At 63.0% G+C, this 12,132-nt stretch carries 8 protein-coding genes; 6 read left to right on the top strand and 2 right to left on the bottom strand.

The window, feature by feature from the left end:
• Positions 1-30: 30 nt before the first annotated feature.
• The 6 genes from xylA to AABE10_RS23550 all read left to right on the top strand — a co-directional run bounded on the left by xylA (position 31) and on the right by AABE10_RS23550 (position 8,235).
• Positions 31-1,356, top strand: coding sequence for a xylose isomerase (xylA, locus tag AABE10_RS23575; protein ID WP_342935654.1), 1,326 nt, complete (start codon positions 31-33; stop codon positions 1,354-1,356).
• Positions 1,357-1,614: 258 nt separating this feature from the next.
• Complete coding sequence (gene xylF, locus AABE10_RS23570; RefSeq protein ID WP_342935653.1) at positions 1,615-2,643, top strand: D-xylose ABC transporter substrate-binding protein; 1,029 nt, start codon at positions 1,615-1,617, stop codon at positions 2,641-2,643.
• A gap of 76 nt (positions 2,644-2,719) precedes the next feature.
• A complete protein-coding gene (gene xylG, locus AABE10_RS23565) occupies positions 2,720-4,306 on the top strand; it encodes a D-xylose ABC transporter ATP-binding protein (protein ID WP_342935652.1) in 1,587 nt (528 codons plus the stop codon).
• Positions 4,303-5,499 (top strand): sugar ABC transporter permease, encoded by a 1,197-nt coding sequence (locus AABE10_RS23560; protein ID WP_342935651.1) that lies wholly within the window; start codon positions 4,303-4,305, stop codon positions 5,497-5,499. Before xylG ends, AABE10_RS23560 begins: the two co-directional genes overlap by 4 nt.
• Positions 5,500-6,033: 534 nt before the next feature.
• Positions 6,034-6,780, top strand: coding sequence for a type IV pili methyl-accepting chemotaxis transducer N-terminal domain-containing protein (locus AABE10_RS23555; RefSeq protein WP_342935650.1), 747 nt, complete (start codon positions 6,034-6,036; stop codon positions 6,778-6,780).
• A gap of 57 nt (positions 6,781-6,837) precedes the next feature.
• Positions 6,838-8,235: an MFS transporter gene (locus tag AABE10_RS23550; protein ID WP_342935649.1), complete on the top strand. Its 1,398-nt coding sequence runs from the start codon at positions 6,838-6,840 to the stop codon at positions 8,233-8,235.
• Between the two features lie 84 nt (positions 8,236-8,319).
• Here AABE10_RS23550 and AABE10_RS23545 read toward each other — a convergent pair whose 3' ends face one another.
• Both AABE10_RS23545 and AABE10_RS23540 read right to left on the bottom strand, forming a co-directional pair.
• Positions 8,320-9,876 carry a hypothetical protein gene (locus AABE10_RS23545; protein ID WP_342935648.1) on the bottom strand — a complete coding sequence of 519 codons (1,557 nt, stop codon included), beginning with the start codon at positions 9,874-9,876 and terminating at the stop codon, positions 8,320-8,322.
• A 291-nt stretch (positions 9,877-10,167) separates the two neighbouring features.
• Positions 10,168-11,913 carry a SulP family inorganic anion transporter gene (locus tag AABE10_RS23540; RefSeq protein ID WP_342935647.1) on the bottom strand — a complete coding sequence of 582 codons (1,746 nt, stop codon included), beginning with the start codon at positions 11,911-11,913 and terminating at the stop codon, positions 10,168-10,170.
• Positions 11,914-12,132: the final 219 nt, after the last annotated feature.

Genomic DNA, 12,132 nt, shown 5'->3' with positions numbered 1-12,132 from the left:
AACGCCGGGCCGATACCCAAGGAGACGCGCATGTCTTACTTCGAACATTTGCCCGCTGTGCGCTACGAAGGCCCGCAGACGGACAACCCGTTCGCATACCGCCATTACGACAAGAACAAACTGGTGCTCGGCAAGCGCATGGAAGATCATCTGCGCCTTGCCGTCTGTTACTGGCATACGTTCGTGTGGCCGGGCACGGACATTTTCGGAGCGGGGACGTTCGAGCGTCCGTGGCATCGCTCGGGTGACGCGCTCGAAAAGGCGCATATGAAAGCCGACCATGCATTCGAGCTGTTTTCGAAACTGGATACGCCGTTCTATACGTTTCATGACACCGACGTCGCGCCTGAAGGCGATAGCATCAACACGTATGTGAACAACTTCAAGGCAATGACGGACGTGCTCGCGCGCAAGCAGCAGGAGACGGGCGTCAGGCTGCTGTGGGGCACGGCGAATCTCTTCTCGAATCCGCGCTATGCGGCGGGCGCGGCGACCAATCCGAATCCCGATGTGTTCGCGTTTGCCGCCACGCAGGTCTTCCACGCGCTGGAAGCGACGCATCGGCTTGGCGGCGCGAACTATGTGCTGTGGGGCGGCCGCGAAGGCTACGACACGCTGCTCAACACCGATCTCAAGCGCGAGCGCGAGCAGTTGGGCCGTTTCATGAGCATGGTCGTCGAGCACAAGCACAAGCTCGGCTTCAAGGGCGCGCTGCTGATCGAGCCGAAACCGCAGGAGCCGACCAAGCATCAATACGACTATGACGTCGCTACCGTTCACGGCTTTCTGACGCAATTCGGTTTGCAGAATGAAATCCGCGTGAACATCGAAGCGAATCATGCGACGCTCGCGGGCCATTCGTTCCACCATGAAATCGCCAATGCATTTGCGCTCGGGATCTTCGGCAGCGTCGATGCAAATCGCGGCGATCCGCAAAACGGTTGGGATACGGACCAGTTCCCAAATAGTGTCGAAGAACTGACGCTTGCGTTCTACGAGATCTTGCGCAACGGCGGCTTTACGACGGGCGGCATGAACTTCGATGCGAAAGTGCGGCGCCAGAGCATCGATGCTGAAGACCTGCTGCATGGTCATATTGGCGCAATCGATGTGATCGCAATCGCGCTGGAGCGCGCCGCGCATCTCGTCGAAAACGATCGTCTCGACGCATTCAAGCGGCAGCGCTACGCGGGCTGGGACAGCGAGTTCGGACGCAAGGTGCTTACGGGCGGCTATACGCTCGAGTCGCTTGCAAGCGATGCCGTGCAGCGGAACATCGCGCCGCGCCATGTCAGCGGACAGCAGGAGCATCTGGAGAACATCGTCAATCAGGCGATTTACTCGCACGCCGAATAGGCATTTCAAACAAGCCTTTCAAACAGGCCTTTTAACCGGGCCTTCACGCCACACGAAATATCGTTAGCAGCGCCGGCAGATTTCGCAATTGCTCCGCCGGCGCGCACGGCACACGCTGTCGTGCGAATAAAAATGGGGCACGGCTTTCGACAACAACAGACGCTCGCGAACAGGTATTCGCGGCGCGCCCTTGAGGTTAAGACGGCGTTTTCGAGTTCTCGCATTCGATACCGCACGCAACCCTAAATGGAGTGAGACATGAAATCTGCAATGCGTCGTTCCGTATTGAGTTCTCTCGTTTGCGCCGCGATGGCGGCGGGCCTGACGATGGTGGCGCCGCTCGCGCACGCGAGCAAGGACAAGCCCGAGATCGGCTTCTGCATCGACGATCTGCGCGTCGAGCGCTGGTCGCGCGATCGCGACTATTTCGTCGCCGCTGCAACGAAGCTCGGCGCGAAAGTCTCCGTGCAATCCGCCGATGCGAGCGAAGCGCGGCAGATTTCGCAGATCGAGAACCTGATCTCGCGCGGCGTCGACGTAATCGTGATCGTGCCGTTCAACTCGAAGACGCTCGGCAACGTCGTTGCCGAAGCGCACAAGGCAGGCATCAAGGTCGTCTCATATGACCGCCTGATTCTCGATGCCGATGTCGATGCGTATATCTCGTTCGACAACGAGAAAGTGGGCGAACTGCAGGCGCAGGGCGTCTTTAGCGCGCAGCCGAAGGGCAACTACTTCCTGCTCGGCGGCGCGCCGACCGACAACAACGCGAAGATGCTGCGCGAAGGGCAGATGAAGGTGCTCAAGCCCGCGATCGATCGCGGCGACGTGAAGATCGTCGGCCAGCAGTGGGTGCCGGAATGGAGCGCGGCAACGGCGCTGCGCATTACCGAAGATGCGCTGACGGCGAACAACAACAAGATCGATGCGATCGTCGCGTCGAACGATGGCACGGCAGGCGGCGCGATCCAGGCGCTCGCCGCGCAGAAGATGGCGGGCAAGGTGCCCGTGTCCGGCCAGGATGCCGACCTCGCAGCCGTCAAGCGCGTGATCGCCGGCACGCAGACGATGACCGTCTACAAGCCGCTGAAGCTGATTGCAGGCGAAGCCGCGAAGCTCGCCGTCGATCTCGCGAAGGGCGAGAAGCCCGCGTTCAACGCAAAGTACGACAACGGCAAGAAGCAGGTCGATACCGTTCTGCTGCAACCGACGCTCCTCACGAAGAGCAATGTCGACGTCGTGATCAAGGACGGCTTCTACACGCAGGCGCAACTGGCTGGCAACTGATAGCGGGCGCGGCGCTTTCCCGTATCCGCATGCGGGATAGCGCGCGCGCATCTTTCATCCATCCAGGACATTACGCATGGCACAAGCGCTACTGGAGATGCGCGGCATCGCCAAGTCGTTTGCCGGAGTGAAGGCGCTCGACGGCATCGATCTGGTCGTCGCGCCCGGCGAATGCGTCGGACTGTGCGGTGAAAACGGCGCAGGCAAATCGACGCTGATGAAGATTCTGTCCGGCGTCTATCCGCACGGCGAATGGTCGGGCGAAATCGTCTGGGACGGCAAGCCACTCGTCGCGCAGAACATCCGCGATACCGAACGCGCGGGCATCGTCATCATTCACCAGGAACTGATGCTGGTGCCGCAACTGTCGGTGGCCGAGAACATTTTTCTCGGCAACGAAATCACGCTGCCCGGCGGCCGCATGAACTATGCGGCAATGTATCAGCGCGCCGATTCGCTCCTGCGAGAGTTGAACATCACGGGCATCAACGTCGCGCAGCCGGTGATGAACTACGGCGGCGGGCATCAGCAACTGATCGAAATCGCCAAGGCGCTCAACAAGCAGGCAAGGCTGCTGATTCTCGACGAACCTTCTTCGTCGCTGACGGCGGCGGAAACGAAGATTCTGCTCGACATCGTGCGCGACCTGAAGCAGCGCGGCGTTGCATGCGTGTACATCTCGCACAAGCTCGACGAAGTGGAAGCCGTGTGCGACACGATCACCGTGATACGCGATGGCAAGCACGTCGGCACGCAGCCGATGAAGCAGCTCGACACCGATCGCATCATCGCGATGATGGTCGGGCGCGAGATCACGAATCTCTTTCCACGCGAGCCGCACGATATCGGCGATGTGGTATTCGAAGCGCGCAACGTCACGTGCTACGACGTGACGAACACAAACCGCAAGCGGGTCGACAACGTGTCGTTTGCGTTGCGCAAAGGCGAAATACTCGGCGTCGCGGGGCTGGTCGGCGCGGGCCGAACCGAACTGATGCAGGCGATTTTCGGCGCGTATGCGGGCATCAGCGAAGCCGAAGTGTGGATGAACGGCAAGCACCTCAAGATCCGCACGCCCGCCGATGCGATCGCCGCCGGCATCGCGATGGTGCCCGAGGACCGCAAGCGTCATGGCATCGTGCCGCAACTGGGCGTGGGCCACAACATCACGCTCGCGGTGCTGCAACGCTTTGCGAAAGGCGGACGCATCGACACGGCGTCGGAACTCGACACGATCAACACCGAAATGAAGCGGCTGTCGGTGCGCGCCGCGCATCCGATGCTGTCGATCGCGAGTCTTTCGGGCGGCAACCAGCAGAAAGCGGTGCTCACGCGCATGCTGCTCACCGATCCGTCCGTGCTGATTCTCGACGAGCCGACACGCGGCGTCGATGTCGGCGCGAAGTATGAAATCTACAAGTTGATGTTCGCGCTCGCGAAGCGCGGCGTGTCGATCATCATGGTGTCGTCGGAATTGCCGGAGGTGCTCGGCGTCAGCGATCGCGTGCTCGTGATCGGCGAGGGCGAGTTGCGCGGCGATTTCGCCAACGACGGCCTCACGCAGGAGCACATTCTCACGGCGGCCATCGGCGCCGGAGGTAACGACACCGGGAACAATGGCACCTTAGGCAACGACCCCACTCAACTGGCGAGCGTCGCATGACTCCTGATCTCACTTCCACCGATAGCCACGCAAAACACGGCGCATCACTCGCGTCGGGGCAGCGCATCAAGCTGCTGTTCGCGCGTTACAAGCTGCTCGCGCTGCTGCTCGCCGTCGCCGTCATCTGGATTTTCTTTTCGTTTCTGACCGATGGCGCATTCGTCACGCCGCGCAATCTGTCGAATCTGCTGCGGCAGATGTCGATCACCGGGATGCTCGCGTGCGGGATGGTGTTCGTCATCATCTCGGGCGAGATCGATCTGTCCGTCGGTTCGCTGCTCGGTCTGCTGGGCGGCGTCGCGGCGATTCTCGACGTCACGTATCACTGGCCGCTCGCGGCGACGCTGCCCGTCGTGATGGTGCTCGGCATCGCCGTCGGGCTCTTCAACGGATGGTGGTCGACGTATCTGCGCGTGCCGTCGTTCATCGTCGGACTGGGCGGCATGCTCGCGTATCGCGGTGTGCTGCTCGGCATCACGGGCGGTTCGACGATCGCGCCCGTCTCCGACAACTTCGTGTTCATCGGGCAAGGCTATCTGCCGCGTATAGCCGGCGACACGCTCGCCGTCGTGCTGTTCGTGCTGCTCGCCGCGTTGACGGTGCGGCAGCGGCAGAAGCGCCAGCACTACAACCTGAGCGTCGTGCCGCTGTGGCAAGACGGCGTGAAGATCGTCGCGGCGGGGCTGATCCTGCTCGCGTTCGTCGCGACGCTCAACCGCTACGGCGGCATTCCCGTGCCCGTGCTGCTGCTGCTCGCGCTGCTCGGCATCTTCACGTACATCGCGACGCAAACGGTGTTCGGCCGGCGCATCTATGCGGTCGGCTCGAATCTCGAAGCGACGCGGTTGTCCGGCATCAACACGAACCGCGTGAAGCTCGCTATCTTCGCGCTGATGGGCCTGATGTGCGCGTTCGGCGGGCTCATCAACACCGCGCGTCTCGCGGCGGGGTCGCCTTCGGCGGGATCGATGGGCGAACTCGATGCGATCGCGGCGTGCTTCATCGGCGGCACGTCGATGCGCGGCGGCTCGGGCACCGTCTACGGCGCGCTGATCGGCGCGCTCGTGATGGCGAGCCTCGACAACGGCATGTCGATGCTCGACGTCGACTCGTACTGGCAGATGATCGTGAAGGGCGGCATTCTCGTGCTGGCCGTATGGATCGACGTGGTCTCAGGGTCCGAACGGCGGTAGCGCATCGCGCACGGCTGTGGTGCGCTGCACCACGGCACAGCATCCGCGCGCTTCGTGAAGGCGCGTGCAGGCGCCCTGCAAAGGGCGCTTTTCTTTTGTCATACGCGAATGAAAACGGGCGGGACGTGCGGCGCGTCAGAAAAATAAAACAAAGCGCGCAAGCCTTGTCCTGCAACCGATTGGGCGATGCTCGCACGCTTCGCTAGCGCTTGTTGAAACCCGTTTCGACGTCAAGCCGACGGCCTGGGGAAGGCCGATGGCATACCTATTGCATTATCGGCCGCGGGGCCAACGGCGGCTTCAAGGATTTCTGACTATTTGCGGACGCTCGCATGGCGGGCGACCAGGGGCAACGGCGTCCCGAAACGCAACGCGAGGATCGCTCGATCGCATCGGTCGACGGCACATGCGTGCGGTTCGGGACGCTTTTTCTTGCGCAAACGGAACGCGCTTCGAAGCGCTCTGGAAATGCGCTCGAAACGCGCGCGCTTTTGACACGCGCATCCGACGCGCTCATTTGAAACAATCGGCACGATGAACGAGCAGACCTGCACGCAACGCATCGAAGTATCGGGGCAGACGATCGGGGAACTGATCAATCTGTCGGGCCGTCAGCGGATGCTTTCGCAACGCATCGTGCTGCACGTGTTGCTCGCGTCGCATGGCGACATGGCCGCGCTCGCCGTCGCGCGCGAATGCCTCGCGACGTTCGCAACGACACACGCGGTGCTCGCAAACGGCGACGATCATCTGCCGGGCGTGTTCTCGGACGCGTTGCGCCAGCTTTACTTCGGCACGCGCAAGGCGGACGAGCGCGTGGGACGCTTTATCGCGCTGACGGAGCAAACGGCCGCGCACGTGGAGGCGCGCGACGACGCCGCGCAAGCGCATGTCGAAGCCCTCGTCGCGCAGGCGACGCCGCTGCTCGAACTGCTTCAGGAAATCACGCTCGCGTACCAGCACGAGATGCGCGGCATCGAAGCCGCCGCGCAACGCCGTCAGGCGGCCATCGCGGAGCAACTGTCGAGCATTTCGATGCAGGCGAACATCGTCGCGTTGAATGCGCGTATATCGGCGGCGCGCGCGGGCTCGTATGGCCGCGAGTTCGCCGTCATCACGACCGTGCTCGCCGACATCATCAAGGAGATGGACGCGCTGATCTACAGCGTCGTCGATGGCGATGACGGCGACGCTTCGCCGCGACGCGACTCGCCGCGCAGCGTTTCATCCGTTGCTGTTCCAACCATTTACGCGCGGAGTCGGATCGCCGAACGCGCCTGACCGTTTTATTTGCATCACCAACGCACCAGTCCTGCTTTCGTTCAAAGAGAGAGACCGATGAAAAACCTGCTGAATTCGCTTGCAAGCGGTAACTGGCGCGCGCTGCTCGCGTGCTTCCTGTACTTCGATACGGGCTTCACCGTGTGGGTCATGTTCGGGCCGCTCGCGCCGTTCATTCACAAGGACATCGCGATGTCGCCCGCGGAACTGGGCTTTCTCGTCGCGGTGCCCGTGCTCGGCGCGGCGATCCTGCGCGTGACGCTCGGCAATCTCTATCAGGCTTGCGACGGCAGACGCGTTGCGCTGATGGGCGTCGCGCTGTCGGCGATTCCTTCGATCGTGCTGCTGCTGATGCCCGGCACGCCGTCGTACACAATGCTGCTGATTCTCGGCGTGTTTCTCGGCGTCGGCGGCGCGAGCTTCGCGGTCGCATTGCCGATGGCGGGCAGCAACTATCCGCCGAAGGTGCAGGGCCTCGTGCTGGGCCTTGCGGCGGCGGGCAACATCGGCGCAGTGCTCGACGGCTTCATGTTCCCTGCGCTCGCCGATCACTTCGGTTGGGCGAAGGCCGCGGGCGCCGCGCTGCCGCTGCTGGGCCTTGCCGCTGTCGCGCTGTTTTTCTGGGCGAAGGATCTCGGGCCGAAGACGGGCAGCGGCTCGCAGGCGTTGCGCAGCTTCATCGTGACGCTCGTGGGTCTCGTCGCGCTCGTCGTTGCCGTGCACTCGGGCGTGTTCGGCGCGGGCAAGACGGGCGTGCTGCTGTTGCCCGTGCTCGGCGCGCTTCTCGCGATCGCCGTGCTGCCGAAGCATTATCGGAGCGTGCTCGTCGAGGGCGATACGTGGATCGTGATGCTTGTTTACAGCATCACGTTCGGCGGCTTTGTCGGCATGTCGTCGTACGTGACGACGCTGCTCATCTCGCTCTATCAGATGCCGCGTCTCGAAGCAGGTCTCTTCATGTCGCTGCTCGCGTGCATCGGCGCGCTCGTGCGGCCCGTCGGCGGGCTCGTCGCGGATCGCATTTCCGGCGTGCGCGCGCTCGTGATCCTGCTTGCGGCGATCTCGCTGTGCGACTTCCTGTTTGCCGCCTGGATGCCGCCGCTGTCGGCGGGTATCGTGCTGCTGATCGCGACGTATGTGTGCTTCGGTCTCGGCAACGGCGCGACGTTCCAGCTCGTGCCGCAGCGCTGGAAGGGCAAGACGGGCTTGATGTCGGGCATCATCGGTGCGGCGGGGGGGATCGGCGGCTTCTATCTGCCCGTCATCATGGGCATCGCGAAGGAAAGCACGGGCAGCTATCAGATGGGCTTTGCGACGTTCGGCATGCTTGCGGCGATTGCATTCGGCCTGGTGGTGCTGCATCGCGCGCGCTGGCTCGAATGGGCGCTGCCTAAGGAGAGCCATGCTGTCGTCGAGCCGATTCGCGCGGGCGTGAGCGCGGATAGCGGGGCTTGATGATGTCCGTGGTGGTTTGAGTTGCGGATGATCGCCAGCGTGTCGCGCGCTGGCGATTTTCGTTGCTTGATGACGCGCTTGCCTTCAGGACAGCAACCCGTTCGTGCGTTCAGGCTGTATCTGTATCCCGTCGAGACCATCGAACGATCCACCGTCTGAGGCACGTCGAACGATTCGTCGCAGCGCCACTGCCATGCCGCCGAGTAACGCGGCGATGATCAGCCAGCCGGCGACGCGGCCCGCGGACGAGCGCTCGATCAGCCTCGCGGTCCAGAAATCCGGAAAGCGCCGGCCGTCATCGGACTTCGCGAACTGCGCATTCGAGTTGGCGAAGACGAGTGGCTTGTCGTTGACTCCGCGCCAGAATCCTTCCCAGATTCCTTCGAGCGCATAGGGCGTCGACGCGTCCATCACTTCGGCCCCCGGGTATTCGGCGATGATGACGTGCCAGTTCGTCGTTGCGGGCGCAACGTTGAAGAGCACGGCTGCCGTAATCGCAACGCTCGCGGCAAGTCGCGATTTCTTCACAACCTCAACGAGGCACGGACCGACGACGAGAAACATGATCGGCAGGCACGGCAGCAGATATCTCGGCCCCCATCCGAACGCTCCCCAATGGTTGAGCTTCGAGACGACCAGCATATAGAGGAACGTGCCAATCGACATCGCTTCGATGAGGTGTCGATGCCTCGCTTGCAGGCCGCGCCAGATCCACGGCAGCAGCAGGCCGAGCAGCAGGATCGGCGAATAAAAGAAAAGGCCGCGATTGCTGCTGAATATCAGGCCCAAAAAGCCATGAACGATGTTGCCGTCCATCGCATTGCCGTGGCTCAATTCGAATGCGGATGTGTTGGCCGGGCGCCAGAACGAGCCTGTGCGCGCGGCGTTGTAGACGAACATCGGAACCATGCCGAGCACGAATACGGATGCCAGCAGCAGGTAAGGGCGCAGCGATGCCCGCGTGCGCCACCACAGGAACACGAGCGCAACGACGAACGCGGGAGCCATCGAGTAGCGGAACGTGCAAACGACGGCTAGCCAGAATCCGGCTGCCGCAAACGTCCGAGCGCTCGCATCGGGTAGCAGCATGCGCTGCGCGTAGTAGAGGAATGCGCACATTGCAGCGGCGCAAGGCGCAACGTCCCACGCGACCTTTGCATACGCGAGATAGTAGGTGCCTGCCGCAAATGTGAACACGATCAGGAACGCTTGCGATACCGCGTAGCGCTGCGCGAAGAGCAGGAACAGAAAGAAGCAGCCGGTCGCGCAAACGACCGCATAGGTCAGCGAGACGCCCACTTTGGCAGGCAAGGGCGGATTGAGAAACTGGCTGTCGACGGGCCGGTGATCCAGTTGCGCGCCGATCCACGCGGCGGGCAGCATCAATAGCTCAGCGCCGAGGTCGTGCGGCTCGTAGTAGCGACCATTCGGCGCATGGCTCCAGAAGACGGGATCCGGTGGGTTCGACGTGCTGAGCGCATGCTGGGTCGCGGCCAGCGTGGCGGCCGAAAGCTGCTGGCCGGCGTCATAGCTGCCTATTCTTCCACTCGATATCAACAGGAAGAAGCAAAGAAAGAAGCCGAGCACAGCGGCCTTTACGCCGGCAAACTGATGTTCATTCACTTGACGGTCGCGGGCCATATCGCGCTTCTCCCCTCGATGCGATCTTTGTTAAGGCCCAGCGACACAATCAATCTGGATCCGACGTCAACTCTCGAGCCCGGGGTTTTACTGTAGATCGATCGCGGCGAATGCAATGTACGTTGTCGCACGATGCGGGGTCGTGGCTTGCACGGCGTCGATGTGGGGCTTGAGGTCGATCGGGTATGACGCGGCAACGTGCAGACGAGTGTTGCGCTATGCGGGCTTTCGTCCGCCTTGCGTCGGAGGCGAGACGGTCTCGTCGAGCGGATTCTGCATGGGAGCATCTGCTTATCCTTGTTCTTGCGCCTCGCGCGACATCGAAGCGGACAATGGCGCATCACCGCGCTGCGCTGCATGATACGACCGCACCGCGGCCCGCAGCGTCGGAAAGTGCAACTGCGCGGCCGTCACGTCGTCCATGCCGTGCTTGCGAAGCCAGTCGAGCCGTTGCGTGCGGCGTCCCGCGAGCACGAGCGAGACACCGCGCTGCCCGAGCTTTTCGCGCAGCTCGTCGAGCGCGTGCCTCCCGGTGACATCGACGCCCGTCACGGCTAGTGCGTCCAGCACGAGCCATTGCGGCTTCGGCTCCGTTTCCGCAACCACGTCGAGTGCCGTTCTTTTGAAGTATCGCGCGTTGAAAAACACGATCGGCGAATTGAAACGGAACAGGCACAGTCCGGGCGTGCAGCGCGCATCGGGATGACGCGCGGTGCTGTGAAAGCCCTTCATCCCGTCCACTTGGCCGAGCACTTCATAGGAGGGGCGCGCAACGAGGCGGATGAAGCGGAACAGCGCGAGCGCGACGGCAAGCATGATTCCTTTGAGCGAGCCGAGCGCAACGACGCCCACCGTCGCGACGATGCAGATGGCAAACTCGCCGCGCGCTTCGCTCCAGAGTGCCTTGACGGTGGTGATGTCGACGAGCGATATCGCGGCCATCACGAGCACCGCGCCGAGCGCCGCAGTCGGCACGAACCGCAGCGGCCCCGTGAGGAAAATCAGCACGAACGCGATGGCGGCCGCGGCGACGATCGATGCCAGTTGCGTGCGTCCTCCCGCCATGTCGTTCATCGCGGTGCGCGAGTCGGCGCCGCTGATCGCGAAGCCGTGCGAGAGCGCCGACGCAATGTTCGCCGCGCCGATCGCCGACAGCTCGCGGTCGTCCTCGATGTCATAGCCGTTTTTCGCGGCGAAACTGCGCGCCGTCAGCGTCGCGCTGCAGAAGGAAATCAACGCGATGCCTGCGGCATCGACGGCGAGCGTGTCGAGGGTATCCAGCGAGAAGCGCGGCAGGACGAACGAAGGCAGGCCCGCAGGCACGGCGCCGATCGTGCGCACGCCATGCGTGTCGAGCGCGAGCAGCGCCGTCACGCACGCGGCCGCGGCAAGCGTGGCGAGCGCTGCGGGCACGCGGGGCGCGAACTTCGGCATGAGCAGGAGCAGTGCGAACGCGCCTAGTCCGACGGCCAGCGTCGGCAGATGTGTTTGCCCGATCTTCGTCACGATTTCGATCAGCGGACCCACGACGCCCGTCGACTCGATCTTGAAGCCGAGCAGCTTGCCGGCCTGTCCGAGCGCGATCGATATCGCGATGCCGTTCATGAAGCCAGTGAGAATCGGCCGCGACAGAAAGTCGGCGCATGCGCCGAGGCCCACGAAGCTCGCGGCGATGCAGAACACACCCGCGAGGAACGCGACCGTGATCGACAGCGACATGTATTCGGGGGAGCCGACGGCTGCGAGCGGCGCGATCGACGCGGCGATGAGCGCGCAGGTCGCCGCATCCGGACCGACGATCAACTGGCGCGAGGTGCCGAAGAGCGCATAAGCGACGAGCGGCCACATGCACGAGTACAGGCCGACGGCCGGGTTGAATCCGGCCAGCTCCGCATAGGCGACACCGACGGGCAGCGCGACGGAAGCCACGCACACACCCGCGACTACGTCATGGCGCAGGTCTTCGCGGCGATAGCGGACAAAGGCGACGATGCCCGGCGCGATCCGCGCGAGGCGTGCAAGCACTCTGTCGTTCATGCTGGACGATTGCATATCGGTGGCCCGAAGGTGCGCGGTCTACGCGGCGGCCCATGCGGCCCGGCGTGCGACGCTGCCAATATCCCAGTGTAGTAGCGGACGAGCGGCTTCGTGGCGCGATTGCTCGCATGAGCAGCGCGGCGGGGCCATGCTTATCGCTTCATCGACAACTCGCGATGAAGGAAATTAGCGTTCCTCACTTAGCGGACTTGCAATCAG

Origin of the sequence: Paraburkholderia diazotrophica, from assembly GCF_038900755.1 — a bacterium.
Taxonomy (GTDB): Bacteria; Pseudomonadota; Gammaproteobacteria; order Burkholderiales; family Burkholderiaceae; genus Paraburkholderia; species Paraburkholderia diazotrophica_A.
The sequence above is the reverse complement of the archived record's forward strand: the minus strand, read 5'-3'. Positions and strand labels throughout refer to the sequence as shown.